General features: G+C 69.4%; 22 protein-coding genes and 4 pseudogenes. 11 read left to right on the top strand and 15 right to left on the bottom strand.

What is annotated here, in order from left to right; translation table 11 throughout:
* Positions 1-12: 12 nt before the first annotated feature.
* Positions 13-534 (bottom strand): NUDIX hydrolase, encoded by a 522-nt coding sequence (locus OTB16_RS13325; RefSeq protein ID WP_324290812.1) that lies wholly within the window; start codon positions 532-534, stop codon positions 13-15.
* A gap of 399 nt (positions 535-933) precedes the next feature.
* On the opposite strand from OTB16_RS13325, the gene OTB16_RS13320 reads away from it, so the two are divergent.
* Positions 934-2,385 carry an NF041680 family putative transposase gene (locus OTB16_RS13320; RefSeq protein WP_267720344.1) on the top strand — a complete coding sequence of 484 codons (1,452 nt, stop codon included), beginning with the start codon at positions 934-936 and terminating at the stop codon, positions 2,383-2,385.
* 9 nt (positions 2,386-2,394) lie between these two features.
* On the opposite strand, the pseudogene OTB16_RS13315 reads toward OTB16_RS13320, so the two are convergent.
* Positions 2,395-2,583, bottom strand: a pseudogene (locus OTB16_RS13315) (STAS domain-containing protein); the annotation flags it as partial.
* Between the two features lie 116 nt (positions 2,584-2,699).
* Here OTB16_RS13315 and OTB16_RS13310 point away from each other — a divergent pair.
* On the top strand, positions 2,700-3,458 hold the full coding sequence (locus OTB16_RS13310) for a hypothetical protein (protein WP_267720343.1): 759 nt from the start codon (positions 2,700-2,702) through the stop codon (positions 3,456-3,458).
* A 45-nt stretch (positions 3,459-3,503) separates the two neighbouring features.
* Here the strand turns inward: OTB16_RS13310 and OTB16_RS13305 are convergent, their stop codons facing one another.
* The 4 genes from OTB16_RS13305 to OTB16_RS13290 form a co-directional block, all read right to left on the bottom strand.
* On the bottom strand, positions 3,504-5,039 hold the full coding sequence (locus tag OTB16_RS13305) for an FAD-dependent monooxygenase (protein WP_267720342.1): 1,536 nt from the start codon (positions 5,037-5,039) through the stop codon (positions 3,504-3,506).
* Between the two features lie 67 nt (positions 5,040-5,106).
* A complete protein-coding gene (locus OTB16_RS13300) occupies positions 5,107-5,796 on the bottom strand; it encodes an O-methyltransferase (protein WP_267720340.1) in 690 nt (229 codons plus the stop codon).
* Positions 5,793-7,052 carry an isochorismate synthase gene (locus OTB16_RS13295; protein ID WP_267720339.1) on the bottom strand — a complete coding sequence of 420 codons (1,260 nt, stop codon included), beginning with the start codon at positions 7,050-7,052 and terminating at the stop codon, positions 5,793-5,795. Before OTB16_RS13295 ends, OTB16_RS13300 begins: the two co-directional genes overlap by 4 nt.
* 24 nt (positions 7,053-7,076) lie before the next feature.
* A complete protein-coding gene (locus OTB16_RS13290; protein WP_267720338.1) occupies positions 7,077-7,844 on the bottom strand; it encodes an SDR family NAD(P)-dependent oxidoreductase in 768 nt (255 codons plus the stop codon).
* A 220-nt stretch (positions 7,845-8,064) separates the two neighbouring features.
* On the opposite strand from OTB16_RS13290, the gene OTB16_RS13285 reads away from it, so the two are divergent.
* Positions 8,065-8,640, top strand: coding sequence for an isochorismatase family protein (locus OTB16_RS13285; RefSeq protein WP_324290810.1), 576 nt, complete (start codon positions 8,065-8,067; stop codon positions 8,638-8,640).
* A 64-nt stretch (positions 8,641-8,704) separates the two neighbouring features.
* On the top strand, positions 8,705-9,934 hold the full coding sequence (locus OTB16_RS13280) for an ATP-grasp domain-containing protein (RefSeq protein ID WP_267720336.1): 1,230 nt from the start codon (positions 8,705-8,707) through the stop codon (positions 9,932-9,934).
* On the opposite strand, the gene OTB16_RS13275 is transcribed toward OTB16_RS13280, so the two are convergent.
* On the bottom strand, positions 9,935-10,570 hold the full coding sequence (locus OTB16_RS13275) for a hypothetical protein (protein ID WP_267720335.1): 636 nt from the start codon (positions 10,568-10,570) through the stop codon (positions 9,935-9,937).
* Between the two features lie 154 nt (positions 10,571-10,724).
* Between OTB16_RS13275 and OTB16_RS13270 the strand changes: the two are divergent.
* Positions 10,725-11,205 (top strand): annotated as a pseudogene (locus OTB16_RS13270) (transposase); the annotation flags it as partial.
* Here the strand turns inward: OTB16_RS13270 and OTB16_RS13265 are convergent.
* Both OTB16_RS13265 and OTB16_RS13260 read right to left on the bottom strand, forming a co-directional pair.
* Positions 11,189-11,959 (bottom strand): ATP nucleotide 3'-pyrophosphokinase, encoded by a 771-nt coding sequence (locus OTB16_RS13265; protein ID WP_267720334.1) that lies wholly within the window; start codon positions 11,957-11,959, stop codon positions 11,189-11,191. The pseudogene OTB16_RS13270 and the gene OTB16_RS13265 overlap by 17 nt on opposite strands.
* Before the next feature lie 832 nt (positions 11,960-12,791).
* Positions 12,792-13,400, bottom strand: a complete 609-nt coding sequence (locus OTB16_RS13260; RefSeq protein ID WP_267720333.1) for a serine protease — start codon at positions 13,398-13,400, stop codon at positions 12,792-12,794.
* A gap of 282 nt (positions 13,401-13,682) precedes the next feature.
* Here OTB16_RS13260 and OTB16_RS13255 point away from each other — a divergent pair, with 282 nt between their 5' ends.
* Both OTB16_RS13255 and OTB16_RS39540 read left to right on the top strand, forming a co-directional pair.
* Positions 13,683-13,880, top strand: a complete 198-nt coding sequence (locus OTB16_RS13255) for a hypothetical protein (RefSeq protein ID WP_267720332.1) — start codon at positions 13,683-13,685, stop codon at positions 13,878-13,880.
* A 229-nt stretch (positions 13,881-14,109) separates the two neighbouring features.
* Positions 14,110-14,544 (top strand): annotated as a pseudogene (locus OTB16_RS39540) (DUF4158 domain-containing protein); the annotation flags it as partial.
* A 356-nt stretch (positions 14,545-14,900) separates the two neighbouring features.
* Here the strand turns inward: OTB16_RS39540 and OTB16_RS13245 are convergent.
* On the bottom strand, positions 14,901-15,551 hold the full coding sequence (locus OTB16_RS13245; RefSeq protein WP_267720330.1) for an SIS domain-containing protein: 651 nt from the start codon (positions 15,549-15,551) through the stop codon (positions 14,901-14,903).
* Positions 15,548-16,366, bottom strand: a complete 819-nt coding sequence (gene kdsA, locus OTB16_RS13240; protein WP_267720501.1) for a 3-deoxy-8-phosphooctulonate synthase — start codon at positions 16,364-16,366, stop codon at positions 15,548-15,550. Before kdsA ends, OTB16_RS13245 begins: the two co-directional genes overlap by 4 nt.
* A gap of 194 nt (positions 16,367-16,560) precedes the next feature.
* On the opposite strand from kdsA, the pseudogene OTB16_RS13235 reads away from it, so the two are divergent.
* A pseudogene (locus OTB16_RS13235) lies at positions 16,561-16,656 on the top strand (IS5/IS1182 family transposase); the annotation flags it as partial.
* Positions 16,657-16,711: 55 nt separating this feature from the next.
* Here OTB16_RS13235 and OTB16_RS13230 read toward each other — a convergent pair.
* The 3 genes from OTB16_RS13230 to OTB16_RS13220 all read right to left on the bottom strand — a co-directional run bounded on the left by OTB16_RS13230 (position 16,712) and on the right by OTB16_RS13220 (position 19,385).
* A complete protein-coding gene (locus OTB16_RS13230; protein WP_267720329.1) occupies positions 16,712-16,945 on the bottom strand; it encodes a hypothetical protein in 234 nt (77 codons plus the stop codon).
* A gap of 226 nt (positions 16,946-17,171) precedes the next feature.
* Positions 17,172-18,215 carry a P1 family peptidase gene (locus OTB16_RS13225; protein ID WP_267720500.1) on the bottom strand — a complete coding sequence of 348 codons (1,044 nt, stop codon included), beginning with the start codon at positions 18,213-18,215 and terminating at the stop codon, positions 17,172-17,174.
* 420 nt (positions 18,216-18,635) lie between these two features.
* Positions 18,636-19,385, bottom strand: coding sequence for a hypothetical protein (locus tag OTB16_RS13220; protein WP_267720328.1), 750 nt, complete (start codon positions 19,383-19,385; stop codon positions 18,636-18,638).
* Between the two features lie 324 nt (positions 19,386-19,709).
* On the opposite strand from OTB16_RS13220, the gene OTB16_RS13215 reads away from it, so the two are divergent.
* The 3 genes from OTB16_RS13215 to OTB16_RS13205 are packed head-to-tail and all read left to right on the top strand — an operon-like array spanning position 19,710 to position 23,354.
* On the top strand, positions 19,710-21,170 hold the full coding sequence (locus tag OTB16_RS13215; RefSeq protein WP_267720327.1) for a DUF4331 domain-containing protein: 1,461 nt from the start codon (positions 19,710-19,712) through the stop codon (positions 21,168-21,170).
* On the top strand, positions 21,167-22,483 hold the full coding sequence (locus tag OTB16_RS13210; RefSeq protein ID WP_267720326.1) for a tetratricopeptide repeat protein: 1,317 nt from the start codon (positions 21,167-21,169) through the stop codon (positions 22,481-22,483). Before OTB16_RS13215 ends, OTB16_RS13210 begins: the two co-directional genes overlap by 4 nt.
* Positions 22,484-22,541: 58 nt before the next feature.
* On the top strand, positions 22,542-23,354 hold the full coding sequence (locus tag OTB16_RS13205; RefSeq protein WP_267720325.1) for a hypothetical protein: 813 nt from the start codon (positions 22,542-22,544) through the stop codon (positions 23,352-23,354).
* 146 nt (positions 23,355-23,500) lie between these two features.
* On the opposite strand, the gene OTB16_RS13200 is transcribed toward OTB16_RS13205, so the two are convergent.
* Positions 23,501-23,878, bottom strand: coding sequence for an SPFH domain-containing protein (locus OTB16_RS13200; protein WP_267720324.1), 378 nt, complete (start codon positions 23,876-23,878; stop codon positions 23,501-23,503).
* Between the last annotated feature and the right edge of the window lie 45 nt (positions 23,879-23,923).

The raw sequence follows: 23,923 nt of genomic DNA, 5'->3' as shown, positions 1-23,923 counted from the left end.
CAGCGCTTCGTATCAGCGAGCGGAGACCTCACGCAGCCATCGCGCATGCTGACGGACGCGCGATGCGTCCTCGGGGAAGTAGCGGGCCCAGTCCTCGCTCAAGGACGTCCAGGCCGCCGGCTGTCCACTCTCTGTGACCAAAGGCGTTGCCGCACTCACGATCGCGACGAACGACAGCCCAAGAGTCGCCGGCCAGTCCCGGCGATAGGAACGCACCGTGGCGGCGGCAGGTTCCGGCAGCAACTCAGCCTGGACGCCAGTCTCCTCGAAGAGCTCACGACGTGCTCCCTCTCGCGGCGTCTCCCCCGGCTCAACGCGTCCTCCCGGTGGCACCAAGCCCCGCCACCGGTGATGAACGAGCAGCACCCGAGCGAGATCCTCATCGAAAACCCACACCTCTGCGGCAAGCGGCTCCGAGGGCCCCTGGCGAGTGGCGGCCAGCCACTCGCCAGCGCCGTCAAACTCCACCTTCGCCAGCCGGACATCGGCGGCTGCGGCCTCTGCCACCCGTTGATCAAGCGCATCGTGAATCACTGGGACAACATAAGGCGAGGGTCTGACAACAGGGTGGCACCGAACAACGTCCCGGACACCCACGCGACGCCCCACCGCAGGTCACGGACGAACTGGACGTCTCGATGGTCGGTAAACAGCGAGCGGTTCCACGACCGGGAGGTCCGGGCTTGTGTACGCCTGGTCATTGACCGCCTTCGAACGCGGTGGATGCGACGGCGCGCTTGAACTGCGGGAGGGCTCCGGCCGATGTCGGCCGGAGCCCTCCCGTTTCGTTCGGTTCTGCCGCCTTGGGTCAGCTTTTTGTTTAACCTCGCTGGTCACCCGACCTGCTGATCTTGGTTCGTTTCGGGGACAGCGGGACGGCCGTTCTTCACGCTTCGAGGTGTCGAGCAACGTCGCGTGAAGGAACGGCCGCTGGTGAAGAGTCTCGCCCGTGAACAGTCCGCTGACGCCGCGCTGGGCGTCCTGTCCCACTTTCGTGTCGAGTTCTACGACTGCCTTTACAGCCGTGCGGATGCGCTCTTCGAGCTCACCGACGCGGTCCTGTGCGCCGATGGTCCGGTCACCTCGCTGGTCAAGCTGACGCTCACGGCCGAGCACCGGCGTGGGCACGGAGCGATGTACGACGCGGTCAACCACGGCTGGCTGGAGCCTCGCCGCCTGCGCAGGCTGCTGGCTTCCACCCCGCTGCCGCGGGCCGCCGACGGGCGGATCGTCCTGGCGGTGGATGTGAGCAACTGGCTGCGGCACGACGCACCCACCAGCCCTGACCTGCTGTTCTGCCACGTTTACGGACGGGGCCGCAGCGCCGACCAGATGATCCCCGGCTGGCCCTACTCCTTCGTCGCCGCCCTGGAAACAGGACGCACCTCCTGGACGGCCATCCTCGACGCGATCCGGCTCGGCCCGGCCGACGACGCCACCGCGGTCACCGCCGACCAGCTCCGCGAGGTCTTCGACCGGCTCCTGCGCGCGGGGCAGTGGAAGCCCGGTGACCCGGACATCCTCATCGTGATGGACTCCGGCTACGACGTCACCCGCCTCGCCCACGTCCTGGCCGACCTGCCCGTCGAACTGGTCGGCCGGCTGCGCTCGGACCGAGTCATGCTCCGCGACGCCGGCCCGCGCCGCTCCACCCCGCGCGGCGGACAGCCCCGCAAACACGGCGGCGTCCTCACTTTCTCCAAGCCGGATTCCTGGCACACCCCCGACCAGGCCACCACCTGCACCACCACCCGCTACGGCACCGCCGAGGCCCTCGCCTGGGACCGCATGCACCCACGCCTGCAAGCCCGCGGCCCCTGGCTCGACCACTGCGGTGAACTTCCTCTGATCCACGGCACGTTGATCCGGTTGAAGGTCGAGCACCTGCCGGGCGACCGCGACCCGAAACCGGTCTGGCTGTGGTCTTCACGCACCGGCATGACCGGCGCCGACGTCGACCTTCGATGGCAGGCCTTCCTCCGCAGATTCGACCTGGAGCACACTTTCCGGCTGTTCAAGCAGACCCTGGGCTGGACCGTCCCGAAGGTCCGTGACCCCACGACCGCCGACCTGTGGACCTGGCTGATCATCGCCTCCCACACCCAGCTCCACCTCGCCCGCCCCCTCGCAGAGGACCTCCGCCGCCCCTGGGAACGGACCGCTGAACCGCGCCGGCTCACCCCCGCACGCGTCCGCCGGGGGTTCCGCCACCTCCGCGCGAAGACCGCCCGCCCCGCAGCGGTGCCGCAACCCTCCCGGCCCGGCCCCGGACGCCCACCCGGCTCGAAAAACCGCAGGCCAGCCCCACGCCACGAGCCCGGGAAGACCGTGAAACGAGCCGAAACCCTCACCGAACACGTCCGCCTGAAACAGCAGCGAGGTTAAAGATCAAGGTCAGTGGCTGGTGAGTTCGCCGGTGAGCTTGCCGTGGAGGTCTGCGCTGGCGTCGTTGAGTCCGATGATCTCCACCGTCCTGCCGCGCTGGGCGTACTTGGTCTCGATGGCGTCGAGGGCGGCGACCGAGGAGGCGTCCCAGATGTGGGCGGCGGACAGGTCGATGACGACCTTGTCGGGGTCGCCTGCCCGTCACCCGGGCCATCGCCGTCCTGGAGGCCATCCATCCACCCCAGGCCGATCTGCTCTTCGCCCCGCCGCACCCCGGAGTGCGCACGACAGCCACCCAGGTTGCTCCGTCCAGCGTGACCAACCTGCGGCTGCGCAAGTTCATCACATGGGTCAAGGAGCATTGCGCCCGCTACGGCCGCGACGACGCCGTCCCCGACGTCGACGGACGCCCCTGGCACCTGCACACCCGGCAGTTCCGGCGCACGCTAGCCTGGTACATCGCCCGACGGCCCGGTGGTGCCATCGCCGGAGCCCTGCAGTTCCGGCACCACTCGATCCAGATGTTCGAGGGGTATGCGGGCACCAGCGACTCCGGGTTCCGCGCAGAAGTCGAGAGCGAACAGGCCCTGGCCCGCGGGGAGCACTACATGGCCATGATCGACGCCCATGAGCACGAGGGCCTTGCGGGGCCGGCCGCCGACGAAGCGGAGCGACGGCTCGCCGACTTCGGCCATCGCGCCCGCTTCCAGGGCAAGGTGGTCACCGACGAGCGCCGACTCCAGCGCATCATCAAGCGCCATGACCCTGCGGTCTACCCCGGCGAGTTCGTCACCTGCGTGCACGACCATCCCAAGGCGCTGTGCGAGAAGGCGCGACGCGGGCGATCCGAGCAACTGCCCGACCACGGAGACGGCAAGCCACTCGCCTGCCGCAACGTCACGCTCACCCGGGACAACATTGCCGCCTGGAGGCCCGGCCGTACCTGGCAGCCGGGGACGAGGACCTGGTCGTCGCCCTGGCCCGGGTGTACGCAGACCTCCCGCAGCCGGTGCTGGTGCCGACGCACGGGGACCTCCGGCCGATTCACTAGGCAAGCCATGTGTCGGGATTGAAGTTGTCGGCTCTACGTTCTCCAGCGCATCCGGATCTACGTTGCCTCAGGAGGGGGTGCGTATCCACATGTCGAATGCCAGGGACCGTTCCGTGGCAAGGGCGCGGGGGTCTGTCGTGGAGGTTGCCCAGGCGACATGTCCGTCCGGGCGGATGAGTACCTCGGTGATGCCGTTGAGACCAGTGTCCTTCTCGTCGGCTGTGGCGTTCACTGCCTTGACCGGTCCGGGCGGCATCAGGCTCTGTATGGGAGGTGCGAGGGTGTGCGGTGCTGTGGTGTCGCGCAGGTGAAGCAGGGCGAAGCGGCCATCGTGCTGGAGTTCGCTGGGCCTGGTCTGCCGTCCGCCTGGCAGGGTCAGTGTCGTGTCGGGCATGCGACGGCCTGTCAGCGGGTGTGCTGCTTGGTCGGCCGGGGGGTAGGCGGTGTCGATGGCGGAGAGGTGTCCGGCCAGGCGTCGATTGACCTCGTCCAGCCCGAGTAGGTCGTCCAGCAGTTTGCACAGGAGCGTGGCGGGGCGGCGGTAGCGCTCTACCAGGGGCAGTTCGACCAGGAGTGTCTGTGCTTCGGTCCGTTCGGTGACTGCCCTGCCCACCGGGTGGCGCTCGGTGTGGTAGGTGTCGAGCAGGCCCGGTGTGGCCCAGCCCTGGATTTCCGCGGCGAGTTTCCATCCGAGGTTCATCGCGTCCTGAAGGCCGGTGTTGAGGCCTTGGGCGCCGACGGGGAAGTGGATGTGGGCGGCGTCGCCGGCCAGGAGCAGGCGGCCGGAGCGGTAGCGTTCGGCGAGGCGGGTGGCGTTGCCGAACCTGGACAGCCAGGTGGGCCGGCCGGTGCCGCAGGTGGTGCCGCACACGCGCACGAGCGCGGTATGGAATTCGTCCGGTGTGACCGGTTCGGTGGACGGTACCCGCATGCGTTCGGGGTCCATGACGACGAACCGGGTCAGGTTGGGTTCGAGCCGTGCGACGAGGACGCCGTGCCGGCGGGCCTGGTCGATGTCCTTGTGGTCGACGGCGGTGAAGTCTCCCACCATTGCTGTGAACGACTCGTCCGTTCCCGGGAAGGCGATGCCGGCGGTTTGGCGGACGAGGCTGCGTGCGCCGTCGCATCCGGCCGCGTAGGCGGCACGGATCGTGGCCGGACCGTCGGGACCGTGTATGTCTGCTTCGATGCCTTCCGCGTTCTGCCGAAGGGCCGTCACTTCATGGCCGCGGTGGATCTCGACACCGAGTTCACGTGCCCGTTCCTCCAGCAGTGCCTCGGTGCGCGACTGAGCCAGGAGCAGGGCGTGCGGGTGCCGGGATGGCAGGGCGGAGAAGTCGAGTGGCGTCCTGAGGGTGGCGGCGAACTGCCAGCCGGGGACGGTCCTGCCGAGGGCCAGGAACCGGTCGGCCAGGCCGCGCTGGTCCATCAGCTCGAGGCTGCGCGGGTGCAGGTTCAGGGCGCGTGAGTCGCGCTGCGGCTCGGTACGCCGTTCGACGACGCGGGTCCGTACGCCGGCCAGCGCCAGCTCGGCGGCGAGGAACAGGCCGGTGGGTCCGGCGCCGACGACGAGCACGTCGGTATCCGTCGTGTCCGTCTCCATGCGGGCCCTCCTTCTCCGGTGAGGTGGGCGGTGCTCGGGCCGCGCTGCTGTCCTGGCGGGTACCGGCTCAGGCTGCCGGGGACCGTTTGCGGGCGAGTGTGAGTCCGTCAGCGATGGGGAGCACGAGGGATTCCACGCGCGGGTCGGCGCGTACGTGGGCGTTGAACTCGCTTACTGCGAGGGCTGTGCCGGTGGCGTCGGCGCGGTGGGCTTGTCCCTGGTAGAGGACGTTGTCGGCGAGCAGTAGTCCGCCCGGGCGGACACGTGGCACGAGCTGGTCCCAGTACGCCCGGTAGTTGGGCTTGTCGGCGTCGAGGAAGACCAGGTCGAGGTCGCAGTCCGAAGGCAGGGCGGTGATGGTGTCGAGTCCGGGACCGAGCCGTTGGTCGATGAGATGGTCCACCGCGGCCTCCTTCCATGCCTCGCGGGCTGCGGAGGTCCACTCCGCTGAGATGTCGCAGGTGATCACCGTGCCGCCGGGGGCCAGTCCGGCTGCGAGGGCGAGCGTGGAATAGCCGGTGAAGGTTCCCACCTCCACGATCCTTCGCGCGTCGACGAGCCGTGCGAGCAGCGTGAGCAGGACCGCCTGTTCATGCGGCACCTGCATGACGGCGAGCGGGCCGAGGGCGCGTGTTTTTGCCGCCAGCCGCCTCTGCACCTCGGTCGGAGGTTCGGACTGCGCCAGGACGTAGTCATACACGTCGCGGGTGAGGGGGACGGTCTTGATGCCGTCGTACGGAACGGGAGCGCTGCTCACGATGGGTGTCCTCCTGGGGTGGCGACGGGCTGCGGCAGGCCGGATCGGGCCTCTTCGATGGCGCCGAGCATGGTGGCGAGTTTCGTCTCGGTCTCGGCGAGTTCCGATTCGGGGCTGGAGCCGGTGACGATTCCGGCGCCCGCGAAGACGCGGAGGCCGGACGGGTCCAGCTCGCCGCAGCGCAGAGCGATGACCCAGTGGCCGTCTCCTTGCTGGTCCATCCAGCCGACCAGCCCGGAGAAGTAGCGGCGTGGTATGGGTTCGAGTGCCCGGATGAGGTCGGCGGCGCCGGGGGCGGGTGTGCCGCATACGGCGGGTGTGGGGTGGAGGGCGGTGGCCAGTGCGAGTGCGGACGGTGCCGGGTGGCGCAGCCGGGCGCGGATGGGTGTGGACAGGTGCCACAGGCGGCTGGTGGCGTGGAGGCGGGGTTCGGCAGGGATGTCGAGGGTCCGGCAGCAGGGACGGAGCCGGTGGCGGAGGGCGTCGATGACGTGCTGGTGTTCGGCGCGGTCCTTGCCGGAACGCAGGAGTGCGGCGGCCCTGGCGCGGTCCACGGCGGGGTTCGGGTGCCGGGCGATGGTCCCGGCCAGGGGGTTGAGAGTGAGGAGGTCGCCGGTGCGCCGGAGCAGTGTCTCCGGTGTCGCGCCGATGAGCACCGGCGGTGTGGCTCCCGGGTGCGGCGGCGGCAGGCTGACGGAGAAGAGGTGGCCGGCCGGCTCTTTACGGCCGAGGGCTGCGGTGAGCGCGGGGACCAGGTGCCTGTGGTCGTAGCTGCCGTCGAGGGGTATGCGGAGGCTACGTGCCAGCACCACCTTGCTGACGGTGCCGGCGTCGATCTCGGCCAGGATGTCGCGGACGGCGGCGAGGTAGGCGGCCGGCGGGGGTTCCGGTAGCGGCGGGGGCTGTGACCTGGGCGCATCGGCGGTGTGTGGGGCGACTGATGGCAGTTGAAGATCGGGGTCCTGTAAGGAGCGCACGAGATCCGACCGTCTGGCCGGCCGATGTGGGTGGCGTTCGAGGCGGGTGAGGACAAGGTGCGCCGGGATGGATTCGTCGAACGGCACGGCGCCGACTATGACGGCGCCCGCCGGGCTTGCGCGCAGGGCGCTCTCCGCGCTGGCGGCGAGTCTGCGGAACTGGCCTGGGCCGTCGTGCACGGGCAGGCGGTCGCCGCCTCGGGCGGTGAGGGTGAGACCCGGTGCCGACAGGAGCCAGTGCCCGGTTTCGGTTGCGTCGGGATGGGTGTGCGGGGACATCTTCTTGGCACCTCCTTGAGGTGGTCACCCGTGCAGGGCGGCTCCGCCGTCCACGTAGAGGCTGTGCAGAGTGATGTGACGTGCCTGCTCGGAGGCGAGGAAGACCACGGCCGCGGCGACGTCCCCGGGGTCCGCGACTCGGCCGAGCGGGATGCCGACGCGGAACGCCGCCGGGTCGCCGTGCACGACGGCGTCCATGGCCTCGGGGGTGGGGGCCATACGGTGGAGCATGGCAGTGTCGGTGGAGCCGGGACAGACCACGTTGCAGCGAATGCCGAGCCGGGCGACCTCCAGACCAAGGCCGAGCGTCAGGGCGCTGGCGGCCGCCTTGGACGCCGCGTAGGCGGCCATACCGGCTCGTGGAGTGCCCGCGCTGTTGGAGGCGACCGTGATGACACAGCCTCGGTGATGCGGTGTCATGCGCCGGACCACTGCCCTTGACCAGGTAAGTACACCTGTTGCGTTGGCCGTGAGCATTTCCTGCCATGCCTGGTCGGTAAGGGACAGCAGGGGGCCGGTGTGAAGGACTCCGGCCACGTTGACCAGCACGCCCACGGGACCGTGGTCGGCCTCCACCTGGTCAAGGATCCACTCGGCCGCCGTGGCGTCGGCGACGTCCGCGGTGTGGTGTGTGACGCGGGATCCGAACGCGTCCTCCTTCGCGACTGGGGCGGTGTCCACTGCTGCGACGGCCGCACCTTCGGCGGCCAGGTACTCAACGACGCGGGCGCCGATGCCGCCTGCGGCGCCGGTCACGACCGCCGTGATCCCCTCCAGGCCCGTCAGGCGCATGCCGGCCCGCCGTGCGCCGTCCGCGCGCCCTGGGCGGTGACGCCGCGGCAGGGGCACAATCGCGGGCGGACGCCGCCGTACGGGGACGGCGGGATACACCCTGCGCGGGGAGTGACGGATGTCTTTGCCTCACATCGCACCCTACGAACTACCCGATGCACGCTGTCTCTCCCTCAACCGTGTGACCTGGGCTCCCGACCCCGGGAGAGCGGTTCTTCTCGTGCACGACATGCAGAACTACTTCCTGCGTGCCTTCGCCCAGACCGGCCCTGCCGGACCGGCCACCGCCAACATCCGCCGCCTGCTCACCGCCTGTCGTCAAGCCGGCGTCCCCGTCATCTACACGGCGCAGCCGTCCAGCCAGCCCGCCTCCGCGCGAGGTCTGCTGGTGGACTTCTGGGGGCCGGGCCTGGGCGGCCGGCCCGACGACGACCAGATCACCGCGCCCCTCGCTCCCACACCAGGGGACACGGTCGTCACCAAGCACCGCTACAGCGCGTTCCACGGCACCGACCTGGACGATGTACTCGCCGCGCGGGGACGCGACCAGATGCTGATCACCGGGGTGTACGCCCATCTGGGCTGCCTGCTCACGGCCACGGATGCCTTCGCCCGCGGAGTCCAGCCTTTCCTCGTAGCCGATGCGATGGCCGACTTCGACAAGGAGCGGCACTGGCAGGCGCTGCGCTACGCGGCGGACTGCTGCGCCGGCGTGACCGTCACGGACGAGGTGCTCCGCCTGTCCGCCAGGCCCGAACCGCGAACCGGCCCCGCCCTGATCAGCGGCCATCCGTGACGGACCGTCGCCACAATCGGCCCCGAAACGCCCTCGCGTTGTTCGACCAGCGGTAGGAGAGACGATGCGCGTACTCGTTCTGGGCGAATTCCGGGTGGACCGGCTGGTGCCGGTCCTGGAGCGGTCCGGCGCGGACGTGACGGTGCTCGGGTTCGGGGATCTCACGGGCTTTCTACGCCCCGAGGTGACGTGCGCCCCACTGCCCCCGGACCTGACGGAAGAAACCCTGATGTTCGTGCTGGAGAGATACCGGGCAGACACGGTCGTTCCCAATATGGCCTCCCCCGGACAGGAGCAGATGCTCGCCCTGTACGCCCGTTTAGGCGCGAGACTGCGTGACGGGGACCGCCACATGCCCGTGCATTCGAAGAAGTTCGCCGCACTGGCCTGCGACAAGGTGGCGCTGCACCGGTACGCGGTCCAGCGCGGCTGGCCGGCCCCGGCCGCGATCGTCTGCGACGGCCCCGGGCAACTGGCCCCTGCGGCCCGGAAGGTCGGCTTCCCCCTGCTCGTCAAGAAAGCCCGCACCGAGTCCTTCGCGGGACGCCACTTCATCTCCGACCCGTCGCGGCTCGCCGCGGTCGCCGCCGGCCTCACGTACCCCGTGCTCGTGCAACAGGCCGTCCAGGGAGAGGAGTTCGCCGTCGAACTGCTCACCCTCCCCTCCGGTACCGTCGCCTGGCCGGTAGCCTCCCTGGGAACCCTCGACAGCGCCTGCGCCCCGGGCCGGCGGGCCAGGGTGCAGCCCGCCGCGCTTCCCGAGGATGCCGCCGCCGCTCTGGCCGCCGTCATACGGGACATCGCGACGCACTTCCGGCCGGTGGGGCCATGGCAGATCGACTTCGCCGTGACCCGGGAAGGACGACTGAACCTCATCGAACTCAACGGCCGATTCGGCGGCGTATCCAACATGAGCTGGACCAGCACGGGCACCGACCCGCACCACGCGCATGCGCAGGCCGTGCTCCACAGCCTCCTCCCCGCGCGCACCCGCGCCGAGCAGGTGGCCCTGGAGGTGCCGGTGGCGAACGGAACCACACTGCCGCCCCCACCTGCAGGCACGGCGCTGACCGCGTTCACCGCCAACCCCGGCTTCCCCGGCCCGTACACGTCCGGCTTCCACAAGGCCGTGCTCGCCATTCCTCCCGCCCATGCCGCGCCCGCACGCGCCTGGCTGCGCGGCCTGCCATCCGGCACGCTGCTGGTACCGGTCGAGTCCGCCGTCGGCCGGCTGGACCACGGCCTGGACGCTCTGGGCGCCAACCCGACCGTGGCACCACTGGCCGACACCTGATCACGCGCAGAGATCCGTGATGAGCTTGCGGCACCGGCCGGCAGTCACCGGAGTGACTCCGTGGATCAGCTGCGCCCCGTACACCAGAGTGGTGCCGGCCGGCGGGCGGCAGATCCAGCGGGTGGCCGCGATGGCACCCAGGTCGACCGGGCCCGAGCGGGCGGTGATCTCGTGCACGAACCGGCTGCCGGCCTCGAACACCCCGCCGGGGCCGGCCACCCGGTCGTTCCAGAGCTCCTCACAGGCACTGGTGTCGAGGTAGAACTCGCCCCCGCTCTCGGCATCCTGAAGGTTGAACACCACACGAGCCAGACGCACGGGGCGCGCCTCCGGGTCGCCCATGCCGTGCACATGCGAGCGAATCTGGTCCCCGGGCTTCAGGTCGTGATAGAGCCACGGGGCAACGGAGAGCGCGGACGGAAAGGCGCGCCGGATAACGGGCATGGCCCGCCGGATCGCTGCCGTGAGGATCTCCTGCGCCGCCTCGGGCGGGGTCAGTCCCTCGCTGGGCCGGGCGGGCACCCAGCCGGTGGCGGCGAGCTGGTCGTCCACGATCTTGGTGACCTGAGTGGTCTCGTCGGGGGTGAGAAAGTTCTCGATCGTCTGCACGGCCAGGGTCTCGGAGGTATTGATCACTACACGGCTCCTTCCGCAGCGCCTTTTTGCGACCATTCCACGATCCAAGGCGTGGACATGCCAAGGGTGCCGACCGGGTGGGCCGATGCATCGGCGGGCGCACGTCATGTCCCGCGCGGCGCACGGGGACGGCCCGCGCGCCCCCGGCGTGCGTTGCGCCTGGCGGGCCCTGCCGCCCTGTTTCGGGATATCGAAGTCGACGGCTCACCGCCGGTTCCTGATCTGGTCGAGGGCTGGAGTGTGGGGGCGGTTACACGAGGAGATCCTGCACCGCCTGGATGACGCCGGCCTCCTCGACCTCTCCCGCGCCGTCCTCGACTCCGCCCATGTGAGGGCCAAAAAAGGGCGAACTCACAGGTCCAAGCCCCATGGACCGGGGTAAACCGGGCTCCAAAATGCACGTCCTGTCGGACGCGAACGGCCTGCCCCTCCTCGTCGGCGTCACCGCCGCCAACACCCACGACAGCATCGCGCTGAAGCCCATGATCACGGGCGACCAAACGAGACACGACCCCCACCGCGGCCTGCATTTCAAGCCCCAGCGCCTCCACCCGGACAAGGCCTACGACATTCCCGACCTGCGGAAATGGCTCCGTGGTAAACCGGACGGCCGAAGCCTCAACGCATCACGGGGACGGTCAGCGGGGCCGTGGGGCGCACAGGCGCGGTCAGCCGGTCAGCACCGGAGGGAGCGGGGACAGCGGCGAACACCGCGTCCTGCTGCGCCTGAAGTTCCTTCTTACGAGCGGGGCCAGTGGACGGAAGGCGCTGCTCCTCGTACAGACGATGGGTGACCTCCTGGGCGTGCTTGCTCGCGGGGGTGTGGAACTGGACCTCGAAGAGCTGGCCGGAGCCCGGTGCACGCCAGCCTGTGTTGAGACCCTTGTAGCCGGCGGTGCGACCCCAGGTGTTGGACCACTTGGTTGACTCGTTGCCCCAGGCGGACAGGAGGACCGATGCGGTGGTGACCCCGTGGGCGTAGGTGTCGTCGGGCCATTGCAGGGTGTAGCGGACGGCGTCGCTCAGGCGGGCGAGGACAGCCTCGATGTCCTGCTGGGGTTGTTCCTTGAGGGAGGTGGCGACCTTGCGCTTGAGGGAGTCGGGGGATTTCAGCCGGGAGTCGAAGCCGATGAGTTCCGCTCCCGAGGCCAGGGCGGCGGTGCGTACATCCGTACTGATCGACCGCTCGGCCTCCCGTGCCCGGTTGAGGTAGGCATCGACCCTGGTGTTGTCGGTCGCGTCCAGGGTGAGCCCGCCCTCCCCCTTCCAGCCTCCGTCACCGGGCCCGGCCGCGGTCGCGGGCTGGACCCCGGCCATCAGGACTGCGGACACCGCCGCGGTCAGCAGCCCGCGGGTGAGATTGGATGCGGTGATCGTGTTCGTCCTCATGCATGCCGCCTTTACTGGGGGTGAATGGTCCTGGCGGAAGGCACAACCGGAGAGAGGACACCGAGGTCACGCGCGGACCGATGACGCGCTGAGGCAGGAACGCAGGGCTCGGCCGTGCGTCAGTACGAGCGGGATGCGGTGGCGGAGGAGGTCGAAACCCGCGCGTCCGTGCATCTGCCTCACGATTCAGGTGAGGGCCCGATGAGGGAGGGGAAGGCTTCCTCATCGGATCAGGGGGCGATGGTCCCTACTCGGGTGGGAGGCGGGTCACGCGCGAGACAACAGCAGGACACCACGGATGAGTTGAGGTCCTCACCCTCACCTGCGTACAACATAGACAACAGGGCCTCCAGGTGCGATCGGTGTCTCAGCAACTCCGAACTGCACCAGGGGCCCTGCCCTCATGCACGGCCACAACCAGGTTCACCCGCCCCGGCAGCCACTTCCGATCACATCGCACTCAAGATCGATAGGACAACGGCTTCTCAATCCCGTGGCTCGGCGACCCCAACGAGCGAGATCAGAGATGTGAATTGACGAATGCTTCATCCGTGCGGATGAAGGCCCGCCTTTCCCCGCTGTCGCCGGGTGGCCGCACCCGGTCTTTGCAGCAGTACCGCGCTGCCCGTCCTGCCAGCGCTTCCCCAAGATCACCAAACTGTGGGCCGACGGCGGCTACACCGGAACCCTGATCACCTGGGCCCTGGGCGTGCTGAACCTGATCGTCACCGTGATCAAAACGAGCTGGAGAATGAGGCTTGGGGCGAACCTGACCGCAGGCGGCAGGGCCGGCGCCGGCTTCGCGCCGGTGACGGCTCTGTCGCCCGCCCGGTTACTGGCTGCTGATCCAGGAGCGGTAGTGGGCGACGCTGGTGAACACGGAGGGCGAGTTGGCCTGGCCGCAGCCGCGTTCCCAGGACGCGATGCCGACGACCTTGCCGTTGACCGCGAGGGGGCCGCCGGCGTCGCCGCGGCAGATGCCCTTACCGCCCTCGGGGTAACCGGCGCACAGCATGCCGTCGGTCAGGACCGGCCTCGGATCCTGTGGGGTGCTGTCCTGATCACGGCTGGCGTATGCGGCTGAGCAGGCGGCGTGGGTGGTCACAGGCAGGGGGACCGTGTGCAGCATCCTGGCCAGGGGACCGCCTGGGTGGATCGCTCCCCAGCCGGTGGCCTGGGCGAGCGTGCCCAAGGCGGGGTCCTCGGTGGCGAGGTGGGCGAAACGGACCGTGCCGGTTTCCGAGGCCCGGTCGGCCAGGGTGAGGACCGCAACGTCATTGGCCAGTGTCTTGGGGTTCCAGCCCTCGTGAATATTGAGTTTGGTGACCGCGCTCTGCCGGGGCAGGTGGGAGCGGTCGAGCCCGCCCCACTTCACCGTCAGTTTGCCGGCAGTGGCTCCGTCGACGCAGTGGGCGGCGGTTACCACCTTGTTCGCCCTCAAGAGGAAGCCGCAGCGGCGGAAGGCAATATCGCGAACGTTCAGACCTGTCGCAAGAGGACAGCAGCGAGAACTTCACCATCGTGCCCATGGCCGAGTAGCCGCCCGCCCCGACAGCCGCGCGACCCCTGGGCGCCGGCCACGGGAATGAGCCGTGCTGCGATCGGCATGCACCGTCCAGCGCGGAACGCCCGCCGTTCGGCGCAACTGCCAGACGGCATCGTGCCGTGTATCTGGGGAGCTCGTTGACCACTGAGGTTCCCCCGATTGACAGGAGAATGCCCCGTGAAGATGTCCCGTTTCGTTGCTGTCGCTGCGTTGGCCTGTGCCGTGACGCTAACCGGGCAACATGCCTACGCTGCTCACGGCGACAGGGATGTGAATCCTTCCGACCTGATCCTTACCGACCTGACGACGGCAGGCGGTCTGGAGGCGTACGTCGACAAGCTGGACGTGATTGCCGACATCGGCGAGGGCGACTAACCTGCGTCAGTTTCGGCCGAGGCTCTGGAGCTACCAGGGCCTCAGTACGGTCTCATCGTCGAGCACAGCATCGTTCTCGTGACCCGGTCTTCCGATGCCCCGGCCCTGACGGTGGGGGTCCGTACGCTCCGGGCGCCCCGGGCGGGGAGGGTGATGGCCCCGCCCGGGGCGCCTGGCAGTTCGGCGGTGCTTTTACCAGGTCCGAGGACTGGGCCGGGGTGCTTCGCCGATGCCCGCGCCCGCTGTACAGCGGTGCCTCTACCGTCCAGCCCGACAGGTGGTCACGGGGGCGTGCGGAAGGGGCTGTGACGTGGGGCGGGATCTGGGTCTGGACGGGGTGGTGGACCACTTCACCCTGTCCGGTGATGAGGCGGGCTGGTTACGGAACAAGACCGGCAGCACGAGGCTGGGCTTCGCCGTCCAGCTCAAGTTTTTGATCTGGCGCGGCCGGTTTCCCAAGATGCGGCTGGAGCTGCCGCCCGACGCCGTCGAGCACGTCGCCAAGCAGGTCGGCGTCGCCGCCACCGAGCTGGGGTTCTACGACTTCACCTCCCGCGCAGCCAAACGGCACCGCAGCGAGCTGCGGGATCTGACCGGCTGGCACGAGTGCACCACGACCGACCAGGTCAAGCTCGTCTCCCGGCTGGTGGACGTGATCTGGCACGACGAGCGCCGCGAGGAGCAGGTGCGGGCCGAGCTGGGGCGGCAGATGCGCGAGGACCTGATCGAGCCGCCGACCGCGGCCCAGACTGACACGATCATCCGCTCCGCGCTGCACCAGGCTGATGAGCGCGCAGTCGCCGAGGTCGCCGCACGGCTCGCGCGGGAAGAGGACTGTCCCCGCCGGCTGGATGCGCTGGTCTTCACCAACCCGACCGACGACCACGCCGCCCAAGGCGACACGGCCGAGGGGGACGGTGACAGCGCCGAGGACGACGAAGGCGACGTGGAGACAGTGCTGGCGGACATCAAGTCCCATCCGGGCAACGTCAGTCTCATGGGCCTGATCGTGCGGCATGGTCATAAGTACTCCCGTGCGGTGCGGCCGAGCACACCGGCCGGGTGGGACTGCGCGAGGTCGGCGTGGGACCAGCGGCGCCGCTCGGCCAGCGTTACGGCCAGCGCGTCGCCGAGGGCGAGCGCGACGGTGCTGCTGGCCGTAGGCAGCGCATTGAGCGGGCACGCTTCGGCGTCCACGGAGGCGTCCAGGACGGCGTCGGCAGCCCGGGCCAGCGGGGAGGTGATGTCTCCGGTCAGCGCGATCACCGGTATCGAGGCGGCGCGCAGATGCTCGACCACGCGCAGGGTTTCCTCGGTGTGTCCGCTGTTGCTGACCACCACCGCGACATCTCCCGGGCGCACCACGCCCAGCATGCCATGCAGGGCGTCCGAGGCGTGCAAGAAAACCGAAGGCGTACCGGAGGAGGAGAACGCGGCGGCCAGCTTGTGTGCCACAGTGCCGGAGACGCCGGTGCCGACCGTCGTGACCAGCCGGGTGCAGCCCTCCAGCAGCTCGAGCACGTCTCCCACCTCAGGCCCGGTCAGGCGGTGGGCGGCCTGCCGTACCGCGTCGGCCTCCCGCAGCATCCACCGACGCACCGATACAGCCGCATCCTGCCCCGCATTCCCCACGACCGCTGCCTGCACCATCTCGGTGTCCGGGGACGTCATCGCACCGACCCCTTCACCACGGCGTCCAGTGCTGTGAGTTCGGCAAGCAGGCCCGGCAGTTGGTTCAGCGCCAGGCTGTTGGTGCCGTCGCTCAGGGCCCGCGCCGGATCCTCGTGGACCTCCATGAAAACACCGGCCACACCCACCGCAACCGCTGCTCTGGCCAGCACTGCGATGAACTGAGGCTGTCCGCCGGTGGCCCGCCCGGTGCCACCGGGCAACTGCACACTATGCGTGGCGTCGAACAGCACGGGCGCCCCCGTCTCGCGCAGCATCACCAGCGACCGGTAGTCCACCACCAGGTTCTGATAGCCAAAGGCAAAGCCACGCTCGGTGACCATCAGCGCGTCATTACCCGCCGTACGTGCCTTGGCCATCATCGGCAGGGCCTCCGCGGGTGACAGGAACTGCCCCTTCTTGATGTTCACCGGCTTGCCCGCGGCGCACACCGCCAGCAGAAGGTCGGTCTGGCGGCAGAGGAAGGCGGGGATCTGCAGCACATCCGCCACCTCCGCCACCGCCGCCACGTCCTGCCGCTCATGCACATCCGTGATCACCGGCACTCCCACCTCGGCCCGCACCTCGGCCAGGATCTTGAGCCCCTCCTCAAGACCAGGGCCGCGAAAGGAGTCCGCCGAAGTCCGGTTGGCCTTGTCGTACGACGCCTTGAAGACAAAGGGCACACCTGCCCGCTGCGCGATCGCCGCGATCTGCTCCGCATGCCGCAGCGCCGAGCTCCGGCTCTCGATCACACAGGGGCCCGCGATCAAAGCGAAGGGTGCGTCCTGCGCTACCGTTATCCCGCCAACCCGCACCCTCGCCGCAGGCCCCTCATGCCCGGGCGCCCGTCCGCCTGCTTCGGTCGACTCGCCCGGCCTGCTGTCATCGGCCACCCGAAAGCCCCCTCCCGTTCGTAATAAGACCCCGGCAGGCAGTGCCTCCGGCGCCGCGATACACCGTCGGTTGATCGTGGGGTGGTTGCTTGGGCGAGTCAAGGAGGCATAGGTCGTGCCGCCTCAAGCAGTGGCGTGGCATCGCTACCCGGTACGACAAGACCGCCGAGTCCTACGAAGCCGCCGTCGCTCTCGCATCACTTCTGATGTGGGCGGGACATTTGACGACAGAACCTAGGGCGGGCGCGGCGATCAATCAGGCAACGGTTAGCGGTAAGCCCGCCGCGGGTCTTCGGCGGTGCGGAGGTCGGTGAAGTCGGCGTGAGCCTGGGCGGTGGCTTCGGGGTCGGCCTGGCGCTTCTCGTGCTCGGCGAGCGCCCGGTAGATGCTGGCCAGGCCGGAGTTCTGGCCCTTGCGCTTGCCGGTGGGGATGATCAGGTCCGGGCGGATCTGCTCGACGGACTCGCCCGCCGACCGGCGGCGCAGCACAGTGTGCAGCATGCCGTCCGTACCGCTAACGGCTGCCCGATTGATCCCAAGGCCGAATGAGCAGACAACCCATCAGTTCCGGCTCAATATGTACGGCGGAGACGGTGACCACGGGATCGCGTCGGTTACGTGCAGACCGGGGGTGGCGCGGCCGCGCACCGTGACCTTTCAGATCGCCGGTCACGGTCGCCGGCAACGCAGCCCGCAAAAGGATCGGACAGACGGCGCGTGACGGCGGTCAGTACAGGTCGCCGTACGCGGGGAAGACCCCGCCCGGCCCGTCGAAGCCCTCGGCGGCACGCACCGCCTTCACGATGGACCGCATCACGGCGTCAGCGGCGCCCGCGAGGACGGCGTTCAGGGTGGCGGTGTCGGGTACCTCGCGTTCCTCTGTGGAGAGGGCGAATACGGTGTCCCCGTCATTCATCAGGTGCACCGGCCGTATGGCACGCGCGAGCCCGTCATGGGCGGCACCCGCCACCTTCTGCGCTTGTGCCCTGGTGAGCCTGGCATCGGTTGCCACTACCGCAAGCGTGGTGTTGAGCGGGCCGTGCTCGCCTTCGGCGCCGTGACGGCGGCTCTGGGTCTCGGCCCGCGCCCGCGCCAGGCGCCGCTGCGCGGCCTGGTGAACCGACGGCTCCGGGTATTCGACCCGCCCGCAGTAGAACTCTCCGTACAGGGCACCGGTATGCGGGTCCACGACGGACCCCGCGGCGTTGACGACGGCCAGCGCCCCCACCGTGATGCCCGATTCCAGCCGGATCCCGGCCGATCCGGTACCACCACGCAAACCTCCGGCGACCGCGCCGGTCCCCGCTCCCACACACCCCTGCAACACGGGGGCGCGTAGGGCCGTGCGCGCCGCGGCCTCCACGGCCGCACGACCGAGTGACGCGTCGGGCCGGGCTGCGAAGTCGCCGCCGCGTCCCAGGTCCAGCAAGGCGGCCGCAGGCACGACAGGCACCACCTGGCCGGGCCGGGGACCGACTGATACCCCGCGACCCTGCTCCTCCAACCAGGCCATCACCCCGTGGACGGCCGCCAGACCGTAGGCGCTACCTCCGGTCAGAACGACGGCCTCCACGCGCTGAACGAGATTGCGTGGATCGAGCGCGTCGGTCTCGTGCGTACCAGGGCCGCCCCCTCGCACATCTACCGCAGCCACGGCACCGCCGACGGGGGCCAGCACGACGGTGGTACCAGTAAGCGCACCGGAACCCACGAGCTGCGCATGGCCGACCCGCAGTCCGACCACATCCGTTATCGCGTCCACGCGTTCCATGAAATCCATGGCTCATGGCATATCACTTGTCGCCAGCGTCGAGGGCGCGGCCGGAGACATGAGGCCGTGATGTGGCCCCGGCTGCCAACCCCCTCGTCGTCGACACGTTCTCCCGCCGCGTCGTCGGCTGGTCCGCCTCCACCAGCAAGGAAACCCAATTCGTCCTGGACTCATGGAGATGGGCCTCTGGCACCGTGATCGGCAAGGCCGGCCCCTCACACCTGGCGAGCTGGTCCACCACTCGGACGCGGGCTCGCACCTGCGTGGCGTGGTGCTGACACGCGAGGGGGATGCCGGTTGAAGCTTCCCAACAGGGGTGATTCCGTGGCAGAGGACCCCGGCTCTACGAACCGGGGTCCTCTGGATTGCGCATGCGGTGGCCGTCAGTGGCTGGCCGCGAGTTCGCCGGAAAGCTTGCGCTTAGAAGCCGGGCAGCGTCGGGGTCGAGGGAAGGGTCGGTGCCGTCGGTACGGTGGGACGGTTGGGGTCGTTGGGGATGTACCGGAAGTCCGGCGTGAGCGTGCCCATCAGCGTGCCGGCCGCCGGGCCGGGGCGGCCGAGGTGGTCCTGGATCGTCTGGGCGAGCTCCAGGCTGGTGTAGAACGGCACCTTCTCGAGGCGGAAGCCGGTGGTGCTGGGGCGGGCGGTCAGCATCACCTCGTCGTACTTGGTGTCTGCGAGCGGCATTTCCTCGGCGAGCATCTTGCCGTCGACCTCGACGCCCGAGGTCCAGCCGGGGCGCGGCATGACGCGGATGTAGGTCGGCTTGAGCGTGACCTCCTTGCCCGTCTCTGCATGGCTCAGCCGGAGCCCGCCGGGGTAGAAGATGCGGCCCTTGGAGTCGAGACCGTCGCCGGCGGTGGAACCGATCGGCATGCTGAAGCCCTTGCCGTCCGCGTCCATCGTGAACGGGCTGATCGCCGTCATCGTGACGCCTTCGTCCCTCAGCCACTGCAGGAACGCGTCGCTGATCTTCGCCTGCGCGTCACCCCACGGGGAGATGTACAGGTTCGGCGGGATCGGCTCGCCGGCCCGGGACACGGCGGCGGGGGCCGCTGCCTGCGGGGTGACGGCGCCCGCGGAGCCGGATCCTGCGGCAAGAAGCACCGGCAGGCTGAGAGCGGCCGCGGCGGCCAGGGCGGTAAGGCGAAGCTTTGCGTGCAAGCGCATGGTCCGTCGTTCCTTTTCTCGGGATAGGGGACGCGCGGCCGAAACGTGCCCCCAGTACGGTCATGCGCACGCGTCTTGCCTGGTGACAGCGGGCACGAGAGATGAGCGCGCTGAAGGAGGCGCGGCTCGGCGAAGCGGCGACAACCCACTTCTATCCAAAGCGGCGCATAGGAGCGAAACCCCTGGAGAGAGGAAAGCTTTTTGCTCGGTCTGATCGGGTGAAAACAATCACCGGTTGGGTCAACGTGGTTTCCGAGGCGCCGCGTTGGGGTCTGCCCCGCTGCAACCCTGAGGCCCCCCGCCTCCCGAATCCGGAGTACTCCCATGCCCCAAACCGTCTGGCTCTCCCATCGACGGGTCCTCCGGCTTACCGCGGCCACCGTCGCCCTCTCCACGGCGGCCCTGTTCGGACCGCTCACCGACAGCGGCCGCGCGGGTGGGCACATCGACGCTCCGTCGTCGGTCCTCGACTCACCGGCAGACCTCACGGACGTATTTGCCTTCACCAGCCCCGACAACCCCGACACCGTCACGCTCATCGCCAACGTCCGCCCCTTCCAACTCCCCGGCAACCCGGCCAACGCGCTGGCGGACTACCCCTTCGCGACCGGCGCCCGCTACGAGATTCACACCGACGCCGACGGAGACGGAGCCCCCGACACCTCCTACCGCTGGACGTTCCACGACGAGGACCGCCGCCCCTTCGGCATGGGCCCCAAGGTGGGCCCCGGCCAGGTCACGTCGCTCGACTCCACCTCGCTGGGCGTGCGACAGCGCTACACCCTGGAACGGGTCCGGCAGGACAAGGCGGTGAAGCTGGTGGACGGAATCGCCGCGCCCACCCACGTCGGCCGCGCACTCATGCCGAACTACAGCGCCCTGCGCAACCAGGCTGTGCGCAAGCTGCCCAGCGGCGGACAGACCCTGGCCACCCAGGCCGCGGACGCGTTCAAGGCGGACACTCAGGTCTTCGGCCTGTACACGGTCGGCACGGCAGGCCCCGTACCCAAGTGGGGCCCCGACGCCAACCCGCTGTCGGCGCTGAACGTCAACAGTCTGATCCTTCAGGTGCCCAAGAAGGACATCGCGCTCAAGGGCGACCCGCAGCGCAACCCCGTGGTCGGGGTGTGGGCGACCGTGTCCCGGCCGGGCGCGGACCTCAGCCGGAGCCTCGAACACCAGGAGCCGGTGTTCCGGCAGATCTCCCGCCACGGCATGCCGCATGTGGCTTTCGCCATCTACGGCTCCACCATCGGCCTGCAGCAGCCGGGCGGCCCCGAGGACCGCTTCCAGGCCCGCGTCCCCAAGGACGACGCCCTCGATCCGCCGTTCCTCACGGCCGTACGGGACCCCGCGCCCCCGCACCGCATCGAGACAGCCCAGGGCATCAAAGCGCCGGCTACCCCCCGCACGGACATCGAGACCCTCTTCCTCAAGGGGATCGGCAAGAGCAACGGCGCTGCGTTCGGCTTCGACCTGAACGCCCACACCATGAACGCGGACGCCGACCCGCAGCACATGGTCCTCGGCGAGGAACTCCGCCTGAACCTCACCACCCCCCTCACCGTCAAGCCGAACCCCAACGGGGTCCTCGAAGGCGACCTTCAGGGCTTCCCCAACGGGCGCCGCCCGAATGACACCATCGACGGCCCGCTGCTGCGCATGCTGGAAGGCGAGCCCGCCGGACCCTCGGCCGCCCGCCTGCTGCCGAAGCCGGTCATCGCGCTGCAGCCCGCCGACGCCCAGAACACCTTCCCCTACCTCAACCTGCCGCACGCCCTGTGAGTCGATCACGACGACTGATCAGCGCGGCGGGTGCGGTCACGGTGGTCCTCGCCTGCGCAGCCGGTCTCCTGGCACTCGGGCCCGACGACCAAGCGCCGGCAACACCGGCCGTATCGGCCACCCATCCAGGCTCCGCGGCCGACACGGCCCGCCGCGCGGTCCAGCAGTATCCGAAGGCCCCCTATGCGTGGGCCCAGCTGGCCCGCGCCGAGATCGAACAAGCCCGCACCACCCTTGACGCAGACCGTCTCGAAACGGCCGAGCAGGCACTGCGCCGCTCCCTTGACCTGGACGCCACGGACAACTACGCCGCCGTCACCGGCCAAGGCCTGCTGGCCAACGCCCGGCACGAGTTCGTACGAGGACGCGAGTTCGCCCTGCGTGCCACCCGGATGGCTCCTGACCGGGCCGAGGGATACGGCGTCCTTGCCGACGCCGAGATCCAGCTCGGCCGCTACCCGCAGGCCCGTAACGCGGTGCAGCGGATGCTCGACCTCGCCCCGTCCACTGCCTCCTACAGCAGGGCCGCCTACGACCTGGAGACCCACGGCAGGAAGCGTGACGCCGAGATCGCCCTCGGCCGAGCCGAGCAGGCCTCAAGCACACCGGACGAGAAGGCGTACACCGCCTACCGGCTCGGCGAACTGGCGTGGTCCGATGGCGATGTCACCCGGGCGGAGCACCATTTCCGGCGTGCCCTTGCCACCGTACCCGGGCACCCGTACGCGGAGTCGGGGCTCGCGCGGGTGGAGGCCGCGCACAGGCGCGGCGGCGCGGCCCTGCAGCGCTACGGCCGGCTCGTCGAACGGACACCCACGCCGCAGTTCCTTCTGGAGGCGCTGGAACTCACCCTCGCCACCGCACCAACGGGCCAGGACTCGAGCACCGGTCCGTTGCGGGCGGCGCTCGACGCACAGCTGCGTCTGGCGCGGGCCGGAAACGGCCCGGTCGACCCGCACCTCGCGCTCTACGCCGCCGACCACGGCGATCCTCAGGTGGCGGTGGAGTTGATGCGCCGCGAGGCGAAGAACTCGAACAGTGTCATCGTCGCCGACGCCCTCGGCTGGGCGCTTTTCCGGGCAGGACGCCTGGCCGAAGCCGCTGAACAGGCCCGGTCGGCCGCGCGCACCGGATGGGACCACGCGCTGTTCCTGTACCACCGCGGTGTAATCGAAACGGCGCTGGGGCTCCCCGACGGGCACAGGCGGGTGCGACGGGCACTCGAGGTCAACCCGCACTTCTCGCCCTACCACTGCCAGCGGGCACAGAAGCTGCTGGGCGGCGAAGACATGAGCACGAGCACGGGAAACTGACGGTCAAGCCGATGAACACCCAAGGCCCCTCGCGGCGGCCGCGATCCCGCTCGTCGCTGTGACGCTCGGCTTGTGGGCCGCCCCACCGGCGCAAGCCCATCCTCTCGGCAATTTCAGCGTCAACCACTATGACGGGCTACGCCTGACGCCCGACCACATCGAGGACACCACCGTCGTGGACACCGCGGAGATTCCCACGGCCCAAGACCACGAAGCAACTGACAACGACCATGACGAACAGACCTCACTGGCCGAAGCGGCGGCACGCGCCACCCACCGGTGCGCCGAACTCGCCCGCCGCACCCACGCCACCGTCGACGAAAGCCCCTTGACCTGGCACAGCACGCGCAGCACCCTCACCTATGCCACGGGCGCCGCAGGCCTGCCGATCGCCCGACTCACCTGCGCCCTGCGCGCCCCGGCCCCGCTGTCCGAAACCGCCGCCGTGTCCTTCACCTCCGGCGCCGAGGCGGCCCGTACCGGATGGAAGGAGATCACCGCCACCGGATCCGGCGGGCTGCGCATCACCACCTCATCGGTCCCGACGACCAGTGTGAGCGGCGCCCTGCGTACCTACCCGGCGAAAGCAGAGAGCCGGCCGCTCAACACAACCACCGCAGAACTGCGCACCGAGCCCGGCAGCACTGGAGCCGTCGGTGACGGGGCGGCCGGACCGGGAGCAGTACCCAATGCCCTGGCCAGGGAACCCGTCCTCTTCCCCGCGCTGGAAAACAGACTCACCAACCTGACCACCGGCCGAGACCTCACCCTCGCCCTGCGCCAATGGGAGCCCTACGGAACTCTCCTCACTGCCCTGGCAGTGCTATTCGTCGGGGTCGGACTGACACTCCGAAACCTGTTCCCGCTGTAAGAGGTCGTTTGATGTAGACGGCATGCCCTCTATTTCCTAGTAGGCCCCGGCACCTGGCTCCGGTACAGCCGACGCTGACGCGACCATCCTTCACCGAGATCATCTGCAACGACGACGTCAACAAGGCGCAGCAACGGCTGCGCGCCCTACGACCTCGCAGCTCCTCGCGGGCCGGGCAGCCTGGTGATTTGCCGAGCCGTTGCGAGTTCTTCACGCGCCTGTTCCAGCTCCAGCGACAGCTCGGCAGCGGCTCGCCTCAGGGCGCGAACTCGTTCTCGCCCTGAGGCGAGATCCGCCTTGGTCTTCGCCAAGGCTTCCCGCAGCGCGGCGTTCTCCGCGGCCATGTTCTGGAGGACCTGCGGGGTGAAGTTCTGGGCCTTGGCGCGCGCTCGGAACTCATCCACGAGATCCTTGTGATCTCCGTAGACGACGTCGCGCCGCAGCCTGCACTCGGTAATCAGCTCGGTTCCGGTGAGCTTGCCGACCGTCGAGCGCAGCGGTGTGCCGGCCAGAAGACGCTCCACGGCGGCTCTGATCTCCTCGCGCTCCGCATCGCGGTCTCTGTTCCT

This window comes from Streptomyces antarcticus (genome assembly GCF_026627255.1).
GTDB classification, from domain to species: domain Bacteria; phylum Actinomycetota; class Actinomycetes; order Streptomycetales; family Streptomycetaceae; genus Streptomyces; species Streptomyces antarcticus.
This window is presented reverse-complemented; position numbering and strand designations above follow the sequence as displayed.